Annotated in this window: 20 protein-coding genes and 3 pseudogenes; 16 read left to right on the forward strand and 7 right to left on the reverse strand. The window is 58.7% G+C overall.

Features of this window, described 5'->3' with window-relative positions; genetic code table 11:
- Nucleotides 1–13 precede the first annotated feature (13 nt).
- Nucleotides 14–131, reverse strand: a pseudogene (locus NXT3_RS33330) (NAD(P)-dependent alcohol dehydrogenase); the annotation flags it as partial.
- Nucleotides 132–174: 43 nt separating this feature from the next.
- Between NXT3_RS33330 and NXT3_RS32620 the strand changes: the two are divergent.
- Nucleotides 175–397, forward strand: a pseudogene (locus tag NXT3_RS32620) (DUF2188 domain-containing protein); the annotation flags it as partial.
- 218 nt (nt 398–615) lie between these two features.
- Here NXT3_RS32620 and NXT3_RS21815 read toward each other — a convergent pair.
- Both NXT3_RS21815 and NXT3_RS21820 read right to left on the reverse strand, forming a co-directional pair.
- Nucleotides 616–1,929, reverse strand: a complete 1,314-nt coding sequence (locus tag NXT3_RS21815) for a type I glutamate--ammonia ligase (RefSeq protein ID WP_104840434.1) — start codon at nt 1,927–1,929, stop codon at nt 616–618.
- Nucleotides 1,919–2,824 (reverse strand): MurR/RpiR family transcriptional regulator, encoded by a 906-nt coding sequence (locus NXT3_RS21820; RefSeq protein WP_104840435.1) that lies wholly within the window; start codon nt 2,822–2,824, stop codon nt 1,919–1,921. The genes NXT3_RS21815 and NXT3_RS21820 overlap by 11 nt, the downstream gene beginning before the upstream one ends.
- Nucleotides 2,825–3,405: 581 nt before the next feature.
- On the opposite strand from NXT3_RS21820, the gene NXT3_RS21825 reads away from it, so the two are divergent.
- The 9 genes from NXT3_RS21825 to NXT3_RS21865 all read left to right on the forward strand — a co-directional run bounded on the left by NXT3_RS21825 (nt 3,406) and on the right by NXT3_RS21865 (nt 11,350).
- Nucleotides 3,406–3,750 (forward strand): zinc-binding metallopeptidase family protein, encoded by a 345-nt coding sequence (locus NXT3_RS21825; RefSeq protein WP_158665389.1) that lies wholly within the window; start codon nt 3,406–3,408, stop codon nt 3,748–3,750.
- A 126-nt stretch (nt 3,751–3,876) separates the two neighbouring features.
- Nucleotides 3,877–4,680, forward strand: coding sequence for an N-formylglutamate amidohydrolase (locus tag NXT3_RS21830; RefSeq protein WP_104840437.1), 804 nt, complete (start codon nt 3,877–3,879; stop codon nt 4,678–4,680).
- A complete protein-coding gene (locus tag NXT3_RS21835) occupies nt 4,670–5,335 on the forward strand; it encodes a cysteine hydrolase family protein (RefSeq protein WP_104840438.1) in 666 nt (221 codons plus the stop codon). Before NXT3_RS21830 ends, NXT3_RS21835 begins: the two co-directional genes overlap by 11 nt.
- A 63-nt stretch (nt 5,336–5,398) precedes the next feature.
- On the forward strand, nt 5,399–6,571 hold the full coding sequence (locus NXT3_RS21840; RefSeq protein WP_104840439.1) for an ABC transporter substrate-binding protein: 1,173 nt from the start codon (nt 5,399–5,401) through the stop codon (nt 6,569–6,571).
- A gap of 52 nt (nt 6,572–6,623) precedes the next feature.
- Nucleotides 6,624–7,367, forward strand: a complete 744-nt coding sequence (locus tag NXT3_RS21845; RefSeq protein WP_104840440.1) for an ABC transporter ATP-binding protein — start codon at nt 6,624–6,626, stop codon at nt 7,365–7,367.
- A complete protein-coding gene (locus NXT3_RS21850) occupies nt 7,354–8,061 on the forward strand; it encodes an ABC transporter ATP-binding protein (protein ID WP_104840441.1) in 708 nt (235 codons plus the stop codon). The genes NXT3_RS21845 and NXT3_RS21850 overlap by 14 nt, the downstream gene beginning before the upstream one ends.
- A gap of 3 nt (nt 8,062–8,064) precedes the next feature.
- Complete coding sequence (locus tag NXT3_RS21855) at nt 8,065–8,955, forward strand: branched-chain amino acid ABC transporter permease (protein WP_104840442.1); 891 nt, start codon at nt 8,065–8,067, stop codon at nt 8,953–8,955.
- A gap of 11 nt (nt 8,956–8,966) precedes the next feature.
- On the forward strand, nt 8,967–10,022 hold the full coding sequence (locus NXT3_RS21860; RefSeq protein ID WP_104840443.1) for a branched-chain amino acid ABC transporter permease: 1,056 nt from the start codon (nt 8,967–8,969) through the stop codon (nt 10,020–10,022).
- A 14-nt stretch (nt 10,023–10,036) separates the two neighbouring features.
- Entirely contained in the window at nt 10,037–11,350 is a 1,314-nt protein-coding gene (locus NXT3_RS21865) for an aminotransferase class III-fold pyridoxal phosphate-dependent enzyme (protein WP_104840671.1), read from the forward strand.
- 345 nt (nt 11,351–11,695) lie between these two features.
- Here the strand turns inward: NXT3_RS21865 and NXT3_RS32095 are convergent, their stop codons facing one another.
- Nucleotides 11,696–12,094, reverse strand: a complete 399-nt coding sequence (locus NXT3_RS32095; protein ID WP_199773407.1) for a hypothetical protein — start codon at nt 12,092–12,094, stop codon at nt 11,696–11,698.
- On the opposite strand from NXT3_RS32095, the gene NXT3_RS21870 reads away from it, so the two are divergent.
- Entirely contained in the window at nt 12,021–13,460 is a 1,440-nt protein-coding gene (locus NXT3_RS21870) for an amidase (RefSeq protein WP_104840672.1), read from the forward strand. The two genes, NXT3_RS32095 and NXT3_RS21870, sit on opposite strands and share 74 nt — an antisense overlap.
- A gap of 270 nt (nt 13,461–13,730) precedes the next feature.
- Here NXT3_RS21870 and NXT3_RS21875 read toward each other — a convergent pair whose 3' ends face one another.
- Nucleotides 13,731–14,201 (reverse strand): Lrp/AsnC family transcriptional regulator, encoded by a 471-nt coding sequence (locus NXT3_RS21875; protein ID WP_037381455.1) that lies wholly within the window; start codon nt 14,199–14,201, stop codon nt 13,731–13,733.
- Nucleotides 14,202–14,378: 177 nt separating this feature from the next.
- On the opposite strand from NXT3_RS21875, the gene NXT3_RS21880 reads away from it, so the two are divergent.
- From NXT3_RS21880 to NXT3_RS21890, 3 genes are all read left to right on the forward strand, one after another.
- Nucleotides 14,379–15,782, forward strand: a complete 1,404-nt coding sequence (locus NXT3_RS21880) for an aspartate aminotransferase family protein (protein WP_104840445.1) — start codon at nt 14,379–14,381, stop codon at nt 15,780–15,782.
- Between the two features lie 148 nt (nt 15,783–15,930).
- Complete coding sequence (locus NXT3_RS21885; RefSeq protein ID WP_104840446.1) at nt 15,931–17,340, forward strand: aldehyde dehydrogenase family protein; 1,410 nt, start codon at nt 15,931–15,933, stop codon at nt 17,338–17,340.
- A 103-nt stretch (nt 17,341–17,443) separates the two neighbouring features.
- The gene (locus NXT3_RS21890; RefSeq protein ID WP_104840447.1) at nt 17,444–18,745 is read left to right on the forward strand and encodes an aspartate ammonia-lyase; all 1,302 of its coding nucleotides are present in this window, start codon (nt 17,444–17,446) and stop codon (nt 18,743–18,745) included.
- 365 nt (nt 18,746–19,110) lie between these two features.
- Here NXT3_RS21890 and NXT3_RS31765 read toward each other — a convergent pair.
- Nucleotides 19,111–19,218 (reverse strand): annotated as a pseudogene (locus NXT3_RS31765) (aldehyde dehydrogenase family protein); the annotation flags it as partial.
- A gap of 212 nt (nt 19,219–19,430) precedes the next feature.
- Nucleotides 19,431–19,847 carry an Lrp/AsnC family transcriptional regulator gene (locus NXT3_RS21895; protein WP_234782321.1) on the reverse strand — a complete coding sequence of 139 codons (417 nt, stop codon included), beginning with the start codon at nt 19,845–19,847 and terminating at the stop codon, nt 19,431–19,433.
- A 147-nt stretch (nt 19,848–19,994) separates the two neighbouring features.
- Here NXT3_RS21895 and NXT3_RS21900 point away from each other — a divergent pair, with 147 nt between their 5' ends.
- Together NXT3_RS21900 and glnH are read left to right on the forward strand one after the other, a co-directional pair.
- On the forward strand, nt 19,995–21,341 hold the full coding sequence (locus tag NXT3_RS21900; RefSeq protein WP_104840448.1) for an ArgE/DapE family deacylase: 1,347 nt from the start codon (nt 19,995–19,997) through the stop codon (nt 21,339–21,341).
- A 188-nt stretch (nt 21,342–21,529) separates the two neighbouring features.
- A complete protein-coding gene (gene glnH / locus NXT3_RS21905) occupies nt 21,530–22,261 on the forward strand; it encodes a glutamine ABC transporter substrate-binding protein GlnH (RefSeq protein ID WP_104840449.1) in 732 nt (243 codons plus the stop codon).
- The last annotated feature ends 59 nt before the right edge of the window (nt 22,262–22,320 follow it).

Consider the following 22,320-nt stretch of genomic DNA (forward strand, 5'->3'; position numbering starts at 1 on the left):
GCTCAAATCTCCGTTATGCAGATTGCAATTTCGCGTCGGACGGCCGCGCCTCACCCGCCCTCCCGAAAAGCGGCGACGCTTTCGTTGAAGGAACACGTGTACGTAATCAGCGGTTTCAAGTTGATCTTGCCACAAGTTCCAGTGCGCGATCGAAGACGTTGGCAAATCTACGCTGATGCACTTGCCGCCGCGGAAATTGCTGCCCGTCAGCATGAGCTTCCCGGTTCGACGGAGAACATCGAAATACAAGACTCCGCCGGTCGCTGGCAATGAACAAATCGCGTCCGATTTCGATCGCCCGCTTACCGAAGTCGTCGATAGACAGTAGGTCCGGAACGCGGCAGAACGCTGGGTTGCAGAGCCTCGCAACGCATTTGGCACTGTTCTGCAAACGGCGATTTCGCCTCGGGCGCAACTCCACCGCTGGCCGCCGCCTGGCGACGTGCATGCGATAGAGCGGATTGAAGTGGCCGCGAATAGCAGTTGCGCGGAACTTCGACGCGCTTGAGTAAAGGAAGACGCGCAGGTCAAGAAGAACTGCCCCAATCCCGTTCCGCCTTTCGCCGCAAGAGTTGCCGGTAGCGATCTGCTCGATCGCTACCGGGCTCGATCTCCTCAATAGGCTCGCTCGTAGGCGAGACAGGCGTCCTGTTCTGACAGCCCTTCGACGTGCTTGATCTCACGTTGCTTGTGCTTGACGTAGACGTCGGCGAAACCTTCCGGGAACCAGCCCTTGACGATGTCGTTGGCCGAGAATCGCTCGATCGCCTCTTGCAGGCTCTGCGGCAGCCGCACGAGCCCCTTTGCGGCCAGCTCGTCGCTGGAGAGCGCGGCCAGGTCTTCCGTGGTTGCGTCTGGAACGGGCAGGTTTTCCTTGATGCCTTGCGTGCCGGCATAGACAAGTGCCGCAAGCTGCAGATAGGGGCTTGCCGTCGCGTCTGCGGCGCGGAACTCGAAGTTGAATTGAGATGCCTTTGCGATGTCGCTGATGTCGGAGACGGGGCAGATACGGACCGAGGCCTCGCGATCGCGGAAGCCGAGATTGTTGAAGGCCGCGCTCCACCGGTGCGGGGTAAGGCGCAGATATGACACGACGCTCGGGGCTGTTATCGCAATGATGCTGTCGAGATACTTCAAGATCCCCGCCACGAATTTGGCTGCGACGGGCGAGAGTTCGTGCTTGCAGTTCCCGTCCCATGTCGCCGGGTTGCCTTCCTTGTCAAGGAAGCTCATGTGGATGTGCACGCCGTTGCCAACGCCCGCAGGGTCGCGAATGGGGGTAAAGGTCGGCTGCCGTCCGAGCGCATGCGCAACCGTGCCGACAACTTCACGCGTGATCACGGAATGATCGGCGACGGTGACCCCCTTTTGCGGGTTCATCGTGACTTCATATTGGTTGGCGCCGAATTCGCGCAGGATCGTGTCGGGCGATACGCCCGCCTGACGCATCGCGGCAATCACCGCTTCGCAAAATTCCCGCTCGGCGCGAAAGCCGGACAGTGTGAATGCCCCGTGCTCGTCATCACCCATGTTCCTGAACTGAAACTCGTGCTCGAATGCGCCAAACAGCGTCAGCCCGCTGACTTCCTCGAACTTTGCCAGTGCATCCTGGAGGATCGAGCGCGTGCAGAACTCCCAAGGGCGGCCGTCCGTGTAACGGATATTGCCGAGCACGAACTGCTCAGGAGGAGCGTTGTCGTCGGTTTCGATTGACACCTTCGTTTCCGCGTCGGGAATGAGAACCAGATCGCCGAGCGAGCCAAAAGGGCTTTCTGCGAGCACGTCGAAGCAGGTTATCTGGACATTGGTGGGCGTCCAGCCGACGCCTCGTCGAAGCCGCTTGTCGAACTGCTGCGCGGGGAATGCCTTGCCGCGTACCTTGCCGGCCAGATCGCTGCAGCATGCGATCATCATTTCTTCACGTTTCATTTGTTCCCTCGAGTACAATAGGTGAGTCGGAATCTTCTCCGGGCGTGGGCGAATCCAGTCGAACGTCGTCCCACGCCTTGATCCTTGCCTGGGTGGAGGTCCAGTCGGATTCGGACACTTTCACGATAAGCGCTTCGACGAAGGCGTTCGCCGCCGCCACGGTGTCCCAGGCGGTGCCGGCATCGATCGGAAGTGCGATGATCTCCGAACTGTGGCGTGCGATCGGCGACATCCATTTGTCGGTGATCAGGATGATCGTCGCCTGGCGCTTTCGCGAGATCATCTCGGCAAGCGCGGCCAGATTGGGTTGGTAACGACGGAAATCGAAGAGGACGACGATGTCCTTCTTGCGCATCCTGAGAATATGCTCTGGCCAGAACTCCGGATTGTCAGGAATATGGTAGATCTGGCTGCGTATCTGCCGCAGATGGATCGAAAGGAAGGCGGCCAATGTATTGGACACGCGCCCGCCGAGTAGAAAGACGTTGCGGCTGGTGTCGGCGATGAGGCGGCAAACCTGGTCGAACTGCTCCTGCGAAACAGTCTCCGTCATTTCCCTGAGGATGACGTTCAGGCGGTTGGCATAATCGACCAGGAACTCGGGCTCGGCCGGCGCCTGGCGGACCTTGAGATCGAGCGGAGACTGGTTGCCTTCCTTAAGTTCGCCAATCAGCTGGCGTTGGAAATCCTGATATCCGCCGCCACCGATCTTGCCGACAAACCGGGTGATCGAGGCGGAGCTGACGCCGGTTCTGTCCGCAAGCTCCTGGATGGGAAGCAAGCCGCTAAAAGGATAATCGGCTAAGATCGCTTGGGAGATCTTCCGCTCGCTTGCGGTCAACTGCTCCGTCATTTTGCGCAGGCGCGCCCTTATCGTCTGCATTTTTCTCTCCATGTCGCTACATAGCCGCAACGAAAGTTTTTTGTCAAATATTTTAATTAGCGATAAGAATGAATGAAAACATTCAATCATTTCGGTGCCATTGTGCTTTATAGCATGCCTTCGACAGCGCCTCCAGCCCGGCTATTTGGAGGTTCTGCGATGAAAAAAATGCATCAAATCATCATCAGCATGTTGACAATGACAGAAAACATTCGTTTGATGGCGCCAATGAAAGGCGAGCATCATGCGCCCCGGGGAGCCCGCAAGTCACCAAAAACGGAGGACAGCCAGATGCAATCAGCGACAGAGGCCGTATGGAAAATCCTCGACCGTGAAGAGGTCGATCTGACGCAGCGCATGGTCCGCGTTCCCTCGGTCAATCCGAAGTTCGTGGTCGTCGAAAGGCCAGAACAACGAAGCACGCGTTCAAGACGTTGTCCAAAACGAGCTCGTTGCTTGCGGCTTCGCATGCGATCGAGGGACGTATACGAAGGTCGGCCAAATGTCGTCGGCGACTGGACGGGGACGGAAGAAGAGAGCCTGCTCCTATGCGGCCACATTTGGCGGAGGTCAAAAAGGAATTCGAAAGTTTCGTGCATCACTTTTGCGCCCAGGATCGCTGGCTACGTGACAACCCGATCGAGATCAACTGGTCGCTCGGGGATCTCTACTTCCCACCGATGGACGCGCCCGTCGACCATCCGCTGGTTCGCTCCCTCGTAACCGACATGACAGTGTTAGGGAGAAAGCCGGATGTCCGCGGCGTCGAGTTCATGACCAATGCGGCGCCCTATGCCGGAGCAGGTGTGTCACCGGTCATCTTCGAACCAGGTGGCGACGGATTCCACGGCCACGATGAAAACGTCGAAATCCACTCGCTTCTCGAGACGACGAAAGTCATCGCAGCCTCCACTCTCGATTGGTGCGGCACGCGCTAACCGGACCAAAACTCAAATAGCACCCCCGCCCATCAGCGAGGAAAGCCCCTCCATGCCCATCGCACGGAGAGCCTGGTGCTCGACCAACAGAAACGAAAATAAGAATGTCAATCAACGGAGTTTCAAATGCGCGACCGCAACCGCTTTCATCTTGTTGAAAGCGATCCGCACCCACTGGAGGTCGTGGGAGAGCGCTACCCCGGCCATTTCTTCCTGACCTGCGAGCACGCGGGCAGGGCGATCCCCTCATGCCTTGGTGACCTCGGCATCGACAGCCAAGAAATGGATCGGCACATCGCCTATGATGTCGGTGCGGAAGCCGTCTCGCGCAATCTCTCCGAGTTGCTCGGTGCGCCACTTTACATTCAGCGCTACAGCCGACTGGTCATCGACTGCAATCGCCCCGCCCGTGCGAGCGACTCGATCCCGGAGGTGAGCGACGGGACGGTCATTCCAAAGAACATTGACTTGTGCCCTGACGATCGCGAAGAGCGGTATATGTTGATCCATCGCCCTTATCACGATGCCGTGCAGGAGGCGCTGGATCGACGCGCCATGCAAGACGGCGGGCCAATTCTTCTCGCCGTCCATAGCTTCACCCCGTTGATGCGAAGCACGGGTGAAACAAGGGAGTATGAGCTCGGGCTCCTCTATAACCGCGATGACCGGTTCGCCCGCGCGATGCTCGAAGAGGTGAATCTGAAATATCCGGACATCAAAGCCGCGTTGAACGTTCCTTACACAGTCGACGAGCTGTCGGACTACACAATTCCGGTTCATGGAGAGGCGCGGGGCATCCCGCATGTCCTTATCGAAATCAGAAACGATCTTATCTCAAATCAAGCCGGCCAGTCACGCTGGGCCGACGTCATCTCGCAAACCGCGCGCGCTGCTGCTGTCAGAATGGAGCTTATGAGCAATGGACTATAATCAATTGACGACCCGCCACGTGAAGCTTGACCCGGCAAGTTCGGCGATCCTCTTCATCGATGTCCAGAACTTCTGCGTTCGGCGTAACGGTGGTGAGTTCAAGGACATATCGCAGGACGAGATCGATACCAAATACGCCTACTACTTCGACCGCCTGGCAACAGCCGCCGTCCCGAACATGCAACGGCTGCTGGCAAAGTTCCGCGCGGCCGGCATAGAGGTCCTGCACACGACGATCGAAAGTCTCACGCTCGATGGGCGCGACCGCAGCCTGGATTACAAGATCACCGGGTTCAACGTCCCGAAGGGCTCGTGGGACGGAAAGGTGATTGACGAGCTAAAGCCGCTTGAAGACGAAATCGTTCTGCCGAAAAGCTCTTCAAGCGTGTTCGTCTCGACGCACATCGATTACCTGCTGCGCAACCTTGGTGTCCGGCAACTTGTCATCTGCGGCCTGTTGACCGACCAGTGCGTCGAATCGGCCGTCCGCGATGCCTGCGATCTCGGTTACCTGGTAACCTTGGTCCCCGACGCCTGTGCAAGCTACACGCCGGAGCGGGAGCGGTTCTCGCTCAGCGCCATCAAGGGTTACTGCCGCCAAGTTTCCACCGACGAACTGATCGCAGAAATCGAGCAGGTCGCCTCGAAAAAGTAGCTCCACCGGTCCAGCGGAGTGCCGGGCCACATCCATTGACCAACAACAAAGGGGAATGAAGACATGAAAGAACTCACACGCATCCTCGCCGCCACATCTGTTGCGGCGCTGTTGGCAGGCACTGCTGCCGCCGACGACAGCAAGATCGTCATCGGTGGCGCCCTTTCGCTTACCGGCGTCCAGGCTCCTCTTGACACGCCCGGCTACAAGGGCGCGCAGGTCGCCGTCAAATATCTGAACGACAATGGCGGCATTCTCGGCAAACAGGTCGAGTTCCTCAATATCGACGGCAAATCCGATCCGGTGACGGTCGGCAACGTCGCAGTCGAACTGATAGACAAGGGCGCACGGGTCATCGTCGCGCCATGCGACTTCGATTTCGGCAGCCCGGCAAGCCGTGAAGCGCAGAACTCCGGCCTCGTTGGAATTTCCACCTGCGCCTCTGATCCGCTTTACAGTTCATGGTCACTTGGCGACAAGCAGTTCACCCTGTCGATGTGGAACACGACGATGGGCGCGGTTGCTGCCGACTTCGCTGCCAAGGAGCGAGGTTGGAAGACGGCCTATGTCGTGACTGACCAATACATCGCCTACACCAAGTCGCTGTCGAAGTACTTCGTTGAGCAGTTCAAGAAGGATGGCGGCGAGATCATTCTCGAGGACACCTACACCAACGGCGACAATAACTTCTCCGCTCAGCTTGCCCGGCTCAAGGCGCTCGGCAAGAAGCCCGACGTCATCTTCGTGTCCTCCTATGGCACGGATATCGCTGTGATCGTTCGCGCTCTTCGCGAGATCGGATACGAGGCCCCCATTCTTGGCGGCGACGTCTATGATGATCCGGCTCTCCACCAGGCACTCGGCGAGAAAATGGGCAACAACATTTATTTCGTCACCCACACCTGGGCCGGCGACGGCGCAAGCGACGACATGAAAAAGTTCCAGGCCCTCTACAAGGACATGTTCAAGACCGAGCCTGACACAGCCTTCGTCGCCACCGGTTGGGACACGATCATGATGATCGCGCAAGCGGCCAAGGCGGCCGGCTCCGTCGAAGGTGCCGCTCTCGCCAAGGGCCTTGAAGACCAGCAGTTCAGGCTTCTGACGGGCGATCTCGACTATGGAACGGCAGACGAAGGTCATGTGCCCAACAAGGCGGCCGCGCTTGTCGAACTACAGGGCGGCAAGCCGAAGTTCCTCGGCTGGCGCAAACCCGAAAGCCTTCCGGCTCCCTGATCTTGACGTGCTGCCGGACTCGGTGTCCGGCAGCTTACCCATAGGATTGGACATGAACGCAACGCTCACTGTGGCGGGCGCGACGGTTGAGTTTTCGGGGCTGCGCGCACTGGACAACGTCTCGCTTTCCCTTGCCCCTTGCGAGATCGTCGGCCTGATCGGTCCGAACGGCTCCGGCAAGACTACGCTTATCAACGCAATCACCGGACAGGTTCCACTCGCCTCCGGCTCGATCACCCTCGGCGACAGGAGGATCTCTGGTCTGACGCCGCGGCAGATTGCGCTCGGAGGGATCAGCCGATCGTTCCAGATCGTTCGGCTGTTTAACAATATGACCGTCATCGAGAATGTCGAGACGGCGGCGATCGCCCGCGGCGACAGCTTGCGGGACGCACGCCGAAAGGCGGAGCGGCTGATCGAGGAGCTGAAGCTCGAGACGAAGGCGCACGATATTGCCGCAGCCTTGAACTACGGCGACAAGCGACGCGTCGAAATCGCAAGGGCGCTGGCAGCCGATCCGCAGTTTCTGCTGCTCGACGAGCCGGCCGCCGGGATGAACGACACCGAGACCGAGCTGTTGCTCCATACATTGACCATCCTGCCTGCGCAGCGGAGCCTCGGCATCATGATCATCGATCATGACATGGCGCTCATTATGCGGCTCTGTCATCGCCTGCACGTGCTGGCGTCCGGCAAAACCATTGCCGCGGGAAGTGGAGACGACATTCGTCGCCACCCGGAGGTCATAAGAGCCTATCTAGGCAGCGCGGGGGCCGAAGCACATGCTGCAGGTTAAAGATCTGGAAGTCCGGTATGGGGCCATTCGGGCGGTTCGTGGCGTCGACATCTCGGTCGCGAACGGCGAACTTGTCGCCCTCCTTGGAGCGAACGGCGCCGGCAAGTCCTCGACCCTCATGTGCATCGCCGGCGCCGTGAAGCCGGCGGCAGGCACCGTGCTTCTCGAGACGGTTGCGATCGGCGGCTCATCGCCGGAGCGCATTGTCCGACGCGGCCTGGCGACCGTGCCAGAAAACAGGGACGTGTTTCCTGATCTGACGGTTGCGGAGAATCTCCGGCTCGGCGCCTATATTCATCGCCGCGACATTCACGGTAACAACCAAAACCTCGAGAAGCTGCTCGACCTGTTCCCGAGGCTGGCGGAACGCGCCAATCAGCCGGCAGGAACCTTGTCCGGGGGCGAGCAGCAGATGCTCGTAATCGCGCGTGCCCTGATGGCGCGCCCGTCGGTGCTCCTCCTGGACGAGCCCTCGCTTGGGCTTGCTCCGGCGATTGTCGAGCGGATCTACGAGATGATCGCAGCCCTGAAGGCGACCGGCCTCACGATGCTCTTGGTCGAACAAAGCATGGCGACGGCACTGTCTGTCGCCGACCGCGCCTATGTGATGCGTCTGGGAAAGATCGAATTCGCCGGCACGGCCGCGGAAATCCGCTCGCACACCGATCTCGGTGCCATGTATCTGGGAGGCTGAGTAATGGCTTTTACGATTCAATTCGTCATTGATGTGCTCAGCTTGGGCGGCGCCTATGCGCTGATCGCGCTCGGCTTGGTCATCGTGTTCGGCATTTTGAAGCTCGTCAACTTCGCCTATGGCGAGCTGATCATGGTTACGGGTTACGGTCTTTATCTCGTCGGCGGCGCCGAGATCCCTTGGATCGGAATGGCGATCCTGGCAATTATCGTAGCGGTGATATTCGGGATCGCGACGGACTATATCGCCTTTCGACCTGTCCGGGCGAAATCGATGACGGCGGTGCTGATCACCTCTTTCGCGTTTTCGAACCTGCTCCAAAACCTGGCGCTTCTCTTGATCTCGCCAAGGCCGCGCAACGTTCCTCTTCCGGCGTTCTTTTCCGACACGGTCGAGATTTTCGGCGTGGTGACGCCGCTCAGGAACCTGATCACGATTGCAGCGGCTCTCGTGCTCCTGTCTCTCTTCGCCTGGCTCATGCAGAAGACGATCCTTGGTATTGCGATGCGTGCGGCGGCGACGAATTTCACGATGGCGCGCATGCTTGGCGTTCCGGCCAATCTCATCGTTTCCTCCGCCTTCGCCATGAGCGGCTTCATGGCGGGGGTCGCGGGTATCCTCTGGGTCGCCAGGATCGGGACAGTGGTGCCGGGCATTGGTGGTGAGCCCTTGCTAATAGCCTTCATCGCAACGGTGATAGGCGGCATGCGCAGCCTACCGGGCGCCGTCCTTGGCGGCTTCCTGCTGGCGTTCATCGACACGACGCTCAATTACACGCTGCCGCAGGACCTGTTGAAATTCCGGGACGCATTCACGTTCGGTCTGGTGATCATGATCCTTCTTTGGCGGCCGGAAGGGCTGCTGAAGGGCCCGGCGACCGGCGCGCGGACGTAGGAGGAGGAACAATGCAACGTCAACTTTACACGGCAGGCCTGCTCGCCCTTATCATCGTAGCTATCGCCACCGCGACCACTATTCTCGGCATGACGCTCTATGAGCGCATCGTCACCAACATGATGATCATGATGGTCCTGGTCGTCAGCCTTCAGTCCTTCATGGGAAATTCGGGGATTCTTTCCTTCGCCCATGTCGGCTTCATGGCGATCGGCGCCTATGTGTCCGCCATATTCACGATCCCGGGGCAGATGAAGGGAATGGCGCTCCCGGATCTCTATCCGTTCATGAAGGACATGCATCTGCCGATCTATGCTGCCATTCTGGTCGGCGGTATCGTTGCTGCAATCGTCGCAGCGGTGGTTTCCTTCCCGTTGATGCGGCTCTCCGATTCAGCAGCCGTCATCACATCCTTCGGCCTGCTTGTGGTGATCTATACCGTCACCAACAATTGGAGCGCGGTAACGAATGGCCCGCGCACTCTGTTCGGCCTGCCGAAAGCGACCGATCTCGGGATGACATCCTTGGCCGCAATCGGGGCCGTGATCGTCGCGGTCTGGTTCAAGGAGTCACGCACCGGCAAACTGTTGCGCGCAAGCCGCGATGACGAGCGCGCCGCAGCGGCGATCGGAGCCAATATCCCCGTGCTTCGGTGGCGGGCCTTCGTGCTCGCCGCATTGCTTGCCGGTATCGGCGGCGGATTGTGGGGACATTTCATAACTTCGTTTGCCCCCAAGGCTTTCTATCTGAAGGAGACATTCCTGATCATCTCGATGCTGGTGATCGGCGGGACGAACACGGTGACGGGGGCTGTGGTTGGAACACTGCTCGTCACTTTTGTCTACGAAGGCTTGAGAGCCTTCGAAGGACAGCTCAATGCCATCAACATCGCCGGTGGGCAGGTCGTCGGATTGACCGAGATCGTGCTTTCGCTGGGAATGATCGCTATTCTCGTGCTTCGACCAGGTGGACTGGTCGAGTACCGCGAAATCGGAAGTCTCTTTCACCGAGGGAAAACCCGGTCTGTTGCGAGGCCACATTATCGACGGACCGGGAGGGATATGTGAGACGCCGCCGACCAATCGCAACGACGACCGATGTCGCTGCGCCGAAAGAGACCCTCTATGAGCGTGAAGCGCGCTCAGTTTCCAAGCTCGCCCATCTTCGGTTCTTTCCTCTTGCCGTGACCGGCGGCAAAGGCGCAACGCTGCGCGGCGATGATGGACGGATATTGATCGACTTCTCCGCCTCCTGGGGCGCCGCGTCTCTCGGGCATTCGCATCCGGCAATCCGGTCCGCGGTAGACGCCGCGCTCCGCGACCAGGCGGGTGCGAGCTACCTTTCGAGCGCCAATCTGCCTGCGATCGAGCTTGCCGAAATGCTTCTCGATCTTGGACCAGCGCGGGCTACGGGCAGGGTTTGGCTCGGTCATTCCGGATCCGACGCCAATGAGACGACAAGTCGCGTCGTGCGAGCCGTCACGGGCCGCCCCGGCATTCTTGCTTTCGAGGGTGCCTATCACGGAGGAACAAGCGGATCGATGGCGTTTTCCGGGCACCCCTCGCAACAGGAAGCCCGGTCGCAACACCTGACACTTGTGCCATATCCGACGTCCTCTGCGGAAAGCACCCTCAGAGTTATCGACGACGCCATTGCTCGAAAGCCTGACTATTTCGGCGCTTTCTTTATCGAGCCGATCCAGTCCGACGGGGGCATGCTTGTTCCACCGCCCGGGTTTTTCGAAGCGGTGCAACGCCGCTGCCGCGATAATGGCATCCTGCTGGTCTCAGATGAAGTAAAGGTGGGCATTGGCCGTACCGGTGTCCTGCATGCTTTCCAGAATTTCGGTATCGAGCCGGACGTGCTGGTCCTCGGCAAGGGCCTTGGTGGCGGGCTTCCCATTTCCGCAGTGATCGGCCCGGAATGGCTGATGAATGATCGTGCCGGCTTCTCGTTTCAGACGCTGCATGGCAATCCCGTATGCGCGGCCGCGGCCGCTGCGGTGCTACGCACTATCGACCGCGAAAAATTGCTGAGCAACGCTTCAAAAGTCGGCTACTGCCTAAAGGAGTCACTTAATGAGCTTGCAGCACGGCAACCGGCAATCGCGGAGGTGCGTGGGGTCGGCTTGGCGCTCGGAATCGAGTTGCGGAATGAAGCCTTGCCTGGAGTGACCGCTCGCGAACTGACAGCGCGCGTCGTTTATCGTGCCTTCCAGCTTGGGCTGGTCGTTTACTATGTCGGCGTCAACTCGAACGTCATCGAGATCACACCGCCGCTCAACATCTCTCATGAGGAAGCAATGCGCGGGGTTGAAATCATCGAGCGGGCGATAGAAGAGGTTGTCTCACGCGAGATCGACCTGGACGGATATCAGCAATTTGACGGTTGGTGACAACTGCTGCGCACTGGTCGTGGCGTCCACGAGAAGCGTTTGGCTACCTACTCCAAACGAACGGTTCATCACGGGGCGGGTGCCAGACTCTTCTTGACGGTCAACCAATGTGAGAAGGGCCGGGTGGATCGTGAGCGATGCGAGGCAACTATGACCGGATGTGGGATTGGCGACTCTTATATATGGCGCCGATATATATATATATGGCGCCGATTCCCTTCCCGTAGGCTTGATTTAGCAAACTTCTTCTTCTATTCGCGATCAGCCGATCAACTGCGTGAACTCGTGTGGAGATCACGGGATCGCAGCAACTACGCCCACATCTTCGCAGGAGCAAAAATCTTGTCAAATTGGTGGATTGCTGCGCCAGCGCGTCGGAAGTCGCCCGAAATCGCGGGCTCTCCAGCGGTATTTTTCAGCTGTCCGGTCAAGCAACAAAAGATTGCCGTCGGAAAGGGGAACTTGGAGAAATATCGATGGGCTGCAATTCAAGGGGCGCATCACGCCCACGGCCCGCAACCGTGCTGAAGGCGTCGAGTACGCCACGCCCAAGAAGTGAGATATGGCTGCCTCGAGATCGACCGGTTTCCGGACAGCTTCATTTCCCAGTAAGTATGAGTAGTAAACCTGACCTTTCAATCTGGATTCTTGAAAGACCCACATGACACCTATGTCGTTCCACGCAGATGCGACAGATCTTTCGGAGCAGATCTCGTGCAGGCAGATCACATGCGAAGAGGTCATGCGAGCCTATCTCGATCAAATCGCGCGGCTCAATCCTGCGGTCAATGCGATTGTGTCGCTGCAGCCCGAAGACGAACTGCTGGCGCAAGCGCGAAACGCTGATATCGAGCTGTCGCGCGGCGATCGACGCGGCTGGATGCATGGGTTCCCGATCGCGATCAAGGACCTATCCGCTACGGCCGGTATCCGCACGACGTATGGATCGCCCCTGCAAGCAACTAACCTGCCGGCCGAAGATAGCCTCATGGTAAAGAGGATCCGCGAAGCTGGTGCGATTATCATAGGCAAGACCAACACGCCTGAGTTCGGTCTGGGATCTCACACCTATAATCCCATTTTCGGCGTTACTCGCAACGCCTACGATTCCAATCTCAGTGCTGGAGGCTCTTCTGGTGGCGCGGCCGTCGCCCTTGCCCTCGACATGGTTCCCATCGCTGATGGGAGCGACATGATGGGGAGCCTGCGCAACCCGGCTGGCTGGAATAATGTCTTTGGCTTCCGACCCTCGTTCGGACGGGTCCCGAGCGCTCCAAGTCCGGATGTCTTCCTGCATCAACTATCCACCAACGGACCGATGGCAAAGACTGCGCGTGATCTGGCGCGCTTCCTGGACGTCATTGCAGGCTACGCGCCGGAGGCTCCTCTGTCCTTGGCGACCGAACCGACGAGCTTTGCCGAAGGCTTGGATCGTGACGTCAAGGACTTGCGGATCGGTTGGATTGGGTCCTGGGGAGGTTACTACCCTACGGAGCATGGCGTACTGGAACTGACGCGGGCGGGACTTGGCGCTCTCGCCGATCAGGGCGCAACGGTCGAGGACCTGACGCCCGAGTTCGAAGCAAACCGTCTGTGGGACGCTTGGCTTGTCCTCCGCCAATGGGCCGTTTCACAACGGCTGCAGCCACTGCTTGTCAGTGACGGATCAATCGAGCTTTTGAAACCCGAAGCACGCTGGGAACTCGAGCAGGGCCTGCGACTGACCGCCGGTGACGTACATTGGGCAAGCGTGACCAGAAGCGATTGGGTGCGGTACCTCCAAAAGCTGTTCTCGCAGTTCGACGTCCTCGCCCTCCCGACAGCACAAATCTTCGCGTTTCCTGCTGAGCTCACCTGGCCCAGTTCAATCAACGACCGTCCGATGGACACATATCATCGATGGATGGAAATAGTCGTTCCGGGCAGCCTGTCCGGCCATCCCGTTGCCGCGGTTCCGGCAGGCTTCGATGGGAGCGGTCGAGCAATGGGTATCCAACTGCTTGGGCGAGCGCGCGCCGACCGTGAGCTCCTGCAGATCGTCTCGTGCTTCGAACGAAATGCACCATGGGTCCGTCAAGCCCCGGCGCTTTTGGCCCACGCGTCATTGTGAGGCAGCGGATGGCCAACTCGTGTCTGAGGTTACCGTCGGCAGTCGCTCATGCAGGTCGTTGAGCCATTCAGGGTCGATCGCCTCCTGTTGGGCGCTTTATTGTCGAGTTCGCGCTATGGCTCGGCTTACTTAGATGAGCGCGCAAAGCCATCACTTCTGGTGATCGTTCGGGCCCCATCCGCCAAGCGGAACGTGGTTTGCTCCGTTATTCAGGTGCACTCAGGCTGTGATCTCGGCAACTCAATTGGCCTGGCGGTGTCCGGAGCCTGACTAGACGTCGATCGGAAGGACAAAGCTCGCTTTGACGCGATCCATCACGACCATCGTCTTGAATCCCTTGATGTCGTGGTTTTCGTAGAAAAAACGTCGGGTGAATTCTTCGTAGCCTTCCATGTCCTTCGCAGTGACAACAAGAATGAAATCCGCGTCACCAGTCACGTAGTAGCCGATCATTACCTCTCGTGTGTTGCGGATCGCTGTCTTGAAGCGGTCAATGATATCGGCGCGTTCGCGCTCCAGTGAGACCAGAACGATCACCGTGACTTGGCGGCCCACAGCCTTTGGGGAGACGATCGAGACATCCGCTTCGATGACACCTTCCGCCCTCAGCCGCTTCAGCCTTCGGTGGCAAGCCGTGGGTGACAGGTTGACCAGCTCCGCAAGCTCATCGGATGTGAGCCGGTTATTTCGCTGGACAGCGTTGAGAAGAGCGGCGTCTATTCGATCGAGTTCCTGGCTCATGTAGAATCTTGCGTCACGCTTGTTCAGGATGCAAAATTCTTGCATAGGGGCGGCAACAATCGCCGTCAAGTGACTCCCGCTTGGCTCTACTCTCCGATCAGGCCAAAGCAAGCAGGCCGGCACACGATGTGTCGAAAGCCCGTTTGCTTGAGAAGTTTCCGCCAAGAGGATCATACCGTGACCATCAACATCAAAGACATCGCCGCGAAGGATCGCAACACGGTCCTGCATCCTTTCACGCAGCTTAAGGACTTTGCGACCGGCAAGCTCGGCGAGCCGACAATCGTAGAGACCGGGAAGGGCATCCGCATCCAGGATGCGCATGGCAACCAACTGATCGACGGCTTTGCTGGTCTCTACTGCGTCAATGTCGGCTATGGTCGCACCGAGGTTGCCGAAGCAATCTCGCGTCAGGCCTATCGCTTGGCCTACTATCATTCCTACGCGGCGCACACGACCGATGAGCTTGCGATCCTGTCGGATCGTCTGGTGAAGATGGCTCCAGGCAAGATGAGCAAGGTGTTCTACGGCATGTCCGGTTCGGACGCCAACGAGACCCAGGCGAAGCTCGTCTGGTACTACAACAACCTGCGCGGCAAGCCGACCAAGAAGAAGATCATCTCGCGCGAACGCGGCTATCACGGCTGCAGCGTCGTCTCCGGCTCGATGACCGGCATGAGCTTCTACCACGACCATATGGATCTGCCGCTGCCGCAGATCGACCATACCGGTGTCCCGCACCACTACTGGGGCGCCAACCCCGGCGAAACCGAACGCGAATTTTCAGCCCGCCGTGCTGCCGAGCTCGACGAAATGATCGAAACGCTTGGCCCGGATAATGTCGGCGCCTTCATCGCCGAGCCGGTGCTCGGGACCGGTGGCATCACGCCGCCGCCGGAAGGTTACTGGGAGGCAATCCAGACTGTGCTCAAGAAGCACGACGTGCTTCTGATCGCAGACGAAGTCATCACCGGTTTCGGCCGTACCGGCTCGATGTTCGGCTCGCAGCATTATGGCATCGAACCCGATCTGATCACCGTCGCCAAGGGTCTCACCTCGGCCTATTTCCCGCTTTCGGCCTCGATCGTCGGCGAGAAGGTCTACAAGGTTATGGAAGAGGGGGCTGACAAGGTCGGCGCCTTCTCGCACGGCTACACCTATTCCGGCCATCCGATCGGCGCGGCAGCCGCCAATGCGGTGCTCGACATCGTCGAAAAGGAAAACCTGCCGGGCAATGCCCGCGAGGTCGGCGCCTATTTCCAGGCGCAGCTGAAGGAAAAGTTCGCGCAGCTGCCGATCGTCGGCGAAGTGCGCGGCGTCGGCTTGATGGGCGCCATCGAGTTTGTCGGCGATCGGGAAAACAAGACGCGGTTCGATCCGTCCCTGAAGGTCGGCGCCCGTGTCTCCAAGGCTGCCCGCGACCGCGGCCTGATCGCCCGCGCCATGCCGCATGGAGACATCCTCGGCTTCGCACCGCCGTTGGTCATAACCAAGGAAGAAGTCGACGAGATCGTCTCTATCGGTGAGAAGGCAGTCCGCTCGGTAATGGACGACCTGGTGCGCGACGGCCAGAATATCTGAGTGAGCGCGGCCGACACTGGCCGCGACGCCGATCGGGCAGCAAAGATATCATTAGAAGCGAATTGGGGATGGGCTGGCTCATTCAGCCAGCCTTGATGGATGAACTCGTCCTCCGCATGGAGGCGTACCAAGGAATTGAGAGCCGGCCATGACCGCTGCCAAACTTCATGTGACGACAACCCTGGCGTCTATTACCGTCCAAAGCCCTTTCGACGGGTCCGTTGTGGGAACGGTCGAGGCCACGGACGCAAGTGAAGTCGACACTCTTCTTGCACGCGCCCGTCGCGGCGCCGAGCTGTCGCGCGGGCTCGCAAGGCATCAGCGCGCCAGCATTCTCGAAGGGACTGCGCAGATCGTAGAAGGCAGCCGCGATCGGTTTGCCGAAACCATCGTCCGCGAAGCCGGAAAAACGATTGTCCAGGCACGCAAGGAGGTTCTCCGCTGCGTTAACACTCTGAAGCTGTCGGCAGAAGAGGCCAAGCGCAACGCCGGCGAAATCGTACCCTTCGACGCCTATGCCGGATCGGAGCAGCGGCAGGGTTGGTTCAGCCGTGAGCCGCTTGGTATCATAACCGCCATCACACCCTACAACGACCCGCTGAACCTCGTCGCTCACAAGCTCGGTCCGGCAATCGCCGGCGGTAATGCCGTCCTGCTGAAGCCGTCGGAGCTGACGCCGCTTTCGGCGATCAACCTTGTTGGCGCGCTTCGCGAGGCGGGCTTGCCCGACGAGGTCATTACAGTGGCGGTAGGTGGAACCGATCTGGGCAGGGCCTTGGTCGCTGCGCGCGAGGTACGCATGGTGTCGTTCACCGGCGGCTTTGCCACTGGCGAAGCTATCAGCCGCACGGCGGGCTTGAAGAAGCTGGCGATGGAACTTGGCGGCAATGCGCCCGTGATCGTCATGGGCGATTGCGACTTCGACAAGGCCGTCGAGGCTTGCGTTTCCGGGGCCTTCTGGGCTGCAGGGCAGAACTGCATCGGTGCCCAGCGTGTACTCGTGCAGGCCGAAATCTATGATCGCTTCCGTGATGCGTTCATCACAACGACGGAGAAGCTGAAGGCGGGAGATCCGTTGCTCGAGGATACTGACGTGGGCCCGATGATCTCGAAACAAGCAGCCGAACGCACAGAAGCCGCAGTCAATGACGCGATCGCGGCCGGGGCAAAGCTGCTCTGCGGTCGCAAGCGCGAAGGGTCGCTTTTTCACCCGACGGTGCTCGAAGGCACGCCGACGACCTGCCGCCTATGGCACCAGGAAGTGTTTGCCCCTGTAGTCATGCTTGCTCCGTTTGAGACGCTCGATGAAGCGATCGAACTGGCGAATGAACCCGAATACAGCCTGCACGCCGGTATCTTCACCAGCAACCTGTCTGTCGCGCTGGGAGCCGCAAGCAGAATCGAGGCTGGCGGGGTGATGGTCAACGATTCCTCGGACTATCGCTTTGACGCCATGCCCTTCGGCGGCTCAAAATATGGCAGCATGGGCCGGGAGGGCGTTCGCTTTGCCTACGAGGAAATGACCCAGCCGAAGGTCGTTTGCATCAATCGCGGGTGAGCGATTGCGAATTGGTTTTTTCCATCAACCTGCAGCTCGCGATAGAACGCACGGGTTCTGAACTGACCCGGTGGACGGCGAGTGCAACCTCGTCGAGGATAGGATGTCTAGCGACAGTCGTATTGAATATGATCCCTTGGGTGCCGTAAGCGTGCCATTGGACCGATATTTCGGGGCACAGACAGCGAGAGCGATCGAGAATTTTCCGATCTCAGGGATTGCGATCAGAAGCTTGCCGTTCGTCATTCAAGCATTGGCCCACTTCAAGATGGCTGCCGCGCAGGCCAATTTCGACGAAGGTTTGCTATCAGAAGCAAAGCGCGACGCGATACTCCAGGCCTGCCACGAGGTGCTTGCCGGCAAATACGACGAGGAGTTCCTCGTCGATGTGTTTCAGGGCGGAGCCGGCACCTCCACAAACATGAACATGAATGAAGTGCTCGCCAATCGCGCGAGCGAGATTCTGGGCAGCGCACGAGGGCAGGGACGGCTCGTTCACCCCAATGACGACGTCAATAGGTCTCAGTCAACGAATGATGCCTATGCCACGGCCGTTCGCCTGTCGATGATCCCGGCGAGCCGCGCGCTACGGGATGCGCTTGCCGTTCTTGCATCGGCTCTGAATGACAAGGCGGAAGAATTTGGCGGTATTCGAAAGCTGGGTCGGACACAGTTGCAGGACGCCGTCCCGATGACGCTTGGTCAGGAATTTGCGGCATTCGCAACAACGCTTCTGGAAGACTGCGGCCGCCTGATCGAAACCGAGCGCCTGTTTCTGGAAGTCAATCTTGGCGGGACGGCCATCGGAACCGGGGTCGCGGCCTCCTCCTCCTATCGCACCCGCGCGCTCGGGCATCTTGCCAAAAACACCGGCCTTCCTGTCGTCGGTTGCAAGGATCTGCTGGAGGCGAGCTGGGATATGGGAGCCTTCATGCTCCATATGGGCCTTCTGAAGCGTACCGCAGCCAAGCTGTCCAAGATCGCGAACGACTTCCGGCTCCTGTCGAGCGGTCCGCGCGGCGGGATCGGCGAAATCATCCTGCCGGCCCTGCAGCCCGGTTCATCCTTGATGCCGGGTAAGATCAATCCCGTTGCCGCCGAAGCGCTGAACCAAGTCTGCTTCTACGTCTATGGCATGGACACGACCGTCGGTATCGCCGCCGAGGCCGGACAGCTGCAGCTCAATGCCATGGAGCCCGTCATCGTATTCAGTATCCACAACGCCATGAGCCTTCTCCGCAACGCGGTGCTGAGCTTCGCCCGGACGTGTGTTGAAGGTGTCCAAGCCGACGCGGCAAGATGCGAAGCGCACCTCGCGAGCAGTACGGCCTTTGCAACGGAACTCGTCGCAACGATCGGCTACGAAGCCGCGGCCGAGCTCGTTAAGGAGAAGCTGGCCGGCTAAATACCACAAGCAATTCGCGCACGCTACTCGAGCTCCGTATCCCGACATATAAAGCTGAAGGCTATGGTCGGCAGACACAAGGTCGAGGACCTATTCGCTCAAACGGAGATTGGAGGCGCATTGCGGCACGCTTTCGACGATGTGTCGACAGGTCTTGCTCATCGCAGCTTTCGTCTTCTCGGCAGCCATCGACGACTCCTGGCTCGTAGATCACGTCAGTGAACCGAAAGCGCCAATGTTTGACGAAACATTTGTATCGATTGCACCGATACACCTTTGAAGTCCTTGACCACACGCAGAATGACCGCCGATCCACTCATGCCATTTGGCGCATGACACCGCGGTCCCCACAGGGGTACAGCAGACTAAAGACCACCGATGCAGAGATATTTCATCTCAAGATAGTCCTCGAGCCCGTGGCGTGATCCCTCACGTCCGATGCCCGATTGCTTCACACCGCCAAACGGTACCGTACAGCTTTTCGGTCACGGGTCAGCGGGTGATGATTGTTCGTCCGCAAACGACGATCGGGAGTTAACCCTGCATCAGAGACGTGCCCGTTTGAGCACCATCAGAGCTTGGCGACGGGCAGGTCGTCCCCCTGCCGAATATCGGCGCCGCAATAGCCCGCCTTCATTTTCGCTTCTTATAGGTTATCGCAATCAGGTATTCGTTTCAAAACGCGTCAAACGGAACCAAGCAATATGCTCGTTTCGGTAGTCGCCACTCCATCGATGCTTCGGACTTCGCGTAATACCCGGTCAAAATCCGCCAGCGTTTCAGCGCGGAGTTCTGCTACATAATCCCATACACCATTTGTTGTGTAGAGAGCGACGACCTCCGGCAATCCATTCAGCGCCTTTATGATGGCTGCAGGCTTTTTGCCCGAAGTCTTGATGTTCATCATCGCACGCAAAACATTCGCGTCAATTTCCTCGCGTGTGCGGACCGTAAACCCCCGGATGGCATTCGAGCTAATGAGCTTGTCCAACCTCTTTTGAATGGTGCCTCTCGACACGTCGAGCTTGGCCGCCAGGATCGCTACTGGCATCCGCCCATCCAGCCGAAGCTGGGCGATAAGCTTCCTATCCAAATCATCCATTTCGAGCCTCATGCAGCAATTTGCGTTTCATGCTATAGCAAACTGATCAAAAAAAGAAGCTTTTAGCTAGCATATATGCGCTTTACGGTCAGCAAACCGCAAGGCTATTCTTGCTGTCAACGGAATGGAGGGGAGGTCTTGGTGACAATGCTGGCAAACGCGGTTTCGCTTACCGGTATGGACGGCTCCTCTCCCGCGCAGGCGTTGGGCTCAGCTCGAGTGCATAATATACTGCAGGCCGTGGAAGAGGGTTTCGAACGCCAAGTGGCCTTCCTTACGGAAATTGTCCAATCGCCCTCTCTTCGGGGAAACGAGGCGAGCGTGCAGAAGATCGTTGCAGATGCATTGTTCGAACGTGGCTACAAGGTCGACCGGTTCGCTATTGATGAAAGGCTGATTGGTGTGGATCCGGCGTTCTCGCCGATGAATACCCAGCTTAGGGATACGGGTATTGTTATTGGCACGCGCGAGGCGGAGCGGGGAGGCGGCAGGTCGCTGGCCCTGAACGCCCATGTCGACGTCGTGCCAACCGGTCCCGAGCAGCGCTGGAAGTATCCGCCATATTCCGCTAAGCGTGAAGGCGACTGGCTCTATGGTCGCGGTGCAGGTGATATGAAGGCTGGGCTCTGTGCCCATCTGTTTGCGTTGGACGCACTGGAGGCAGCCGGACTCAAGCTTAAAGGCCAGGTGCAAATCCAGTCCGTGATAGAAGAGGAAGTGACCGGCAACGGTGCCGCAATGGTGCTGGCCGCAGGCTACAAGGCCGATGCAGTTCTGATCTCTGAACCCACGGATGAAAAGCTGGTTGCGGCCAATACCGGCGTGATGAAATTCGCGATCACGGTACAGGGCGTGCCAGCGCATCCCTTCGAGGTTGCGCGGGGTAGAAGCGCGATCGATGTAGCTTATCGGACGATAAAACAGCTTCGTGTTCTGGAAAGCCGATGGAGAAGCCAGCATTCGGGAGCAGGCGAACTGTTCGATGCCGTCGACAATCCGATCGCATTGACCATCGGCACGATCTCGGGGGGCGAATGGCTTGCATCAGTGCCCAGCGAGTGCCGCTTCGAAGGCCGAATCGGTTTTTATCCTCATGAAGATGTCTCGGTGCGCGCGAAGGAGTTCGAGGAATTCGTCGAGGACGCATTTCAAACGGATACATTTCTCGCTGGATGTCCGCGTCCCCAGATCGAATGGGTAGGTGTCAAGCAAGGTGGATTCGTACTGGAGCCGGGTTCGCAGGCCGAAAGCTGCCTTGCGATGGCCCACCGCACGGCTGATGGCGAAGGCCGGTCTCTCGAAAGGTTCGTGATGCCCTGCTATCTCGATGCTTCCGTTTTTGCCCGACATGGCGGCATGACCAGTCTTGTCTACGGACCCGTTGCCGAGGCCATCCATGCCGTGGATGAGCGCGTCAGCCTGGCATCCCTCAAGCACGTAACCAAGACGATCGCCTTGTTTGCAGCGGCCTGGTGCGGCGTTGAGGACGCGTGATATCTGATGAACTAGGCAGTCCCGGACTGCTGTTGGTCAGATCCAACCGACATTCCTGATTATCGAACTCAGCCGCAATGCACTTGCGGCGAGGAGGGCTGTTTTGTCGGCGCTCCTCTTATGCCGGGCACTCTGGAGGGCGTGCTCACGTCACAACCCAACCTGACCTGAAATGGGAGGATTTGAAAATGAAGGGCTTCATTACTGCGCTATGCACCGGCGCGTTCGTTTCGTTGATGTCGTTGGCGGTGCCGGCGTTTGCCGAGGATGTAACCGTCGCCACCGTCGCCGACTTCGTACCGTTCGAATTCAAGGACGGCGACAAATATACTGGCTTCGATATCGAGCTTTGGGATGCCATCGCAAAGGATATCGGGATTACATACAAGCTGCAGCCGATGGACTTCAACGGGATCCTGCCTGCGCTTCAGACAAAGCAGGTCGATGTCGGGATTGCTGGCATCACCATCACCAAGGAACGGGGAAAGGTCATTGACTTTTCCGACGGTTATTACACCAGCGATCTGACGTTCATGGTGCCGGCCGATAGCAAGGTCAGCAGCCCGGCCGGCCTGGAAGGAAAGGTTCTTGCCGTCAAGACGGGAACGACCAGCGAGGCCTATGCCAAGAAAAACCTTCCGAAGACGGAGCTTCGGCAGTTCCCGAATGGTGACAACATGTTCCTGGAAGTCGTGGCCGGCAGGGCCGACGCCGCACTCCATGACAAGCCGAACATTCTCTACTTCATCAAGACCAATGGCCAGGGCAAGGTCAAAGCCATCGGTGATGCGAAGCAGTCCGAGGAATATGGGATCACCTTCCCCAAGGGTAGTGAACTTCGCGACAAGGTGAATGTTTCGCTCGCCAAGCTGAAGGCCAACGGAACCTACGACGCCATCTCCAAGAAGTGGTTCAACTGACGGCGAGCGGCTGTAGAGGCCGCACAATTTTCTGGAGCAAGGAAGAAGTCATGCGGAGC

Origin of the sequence: Sinorhizobium fredii, from assembly GCF_002944405.1 — a bacterium.
GTDB classification, from domain to species: domain Bacteria; phylum Pseudomonadota; class Alphaproteobacteria; order Rhizobiales; family Rhizobiaceae; genus Sinorhizobium; species Sinorhizobium fredii_C.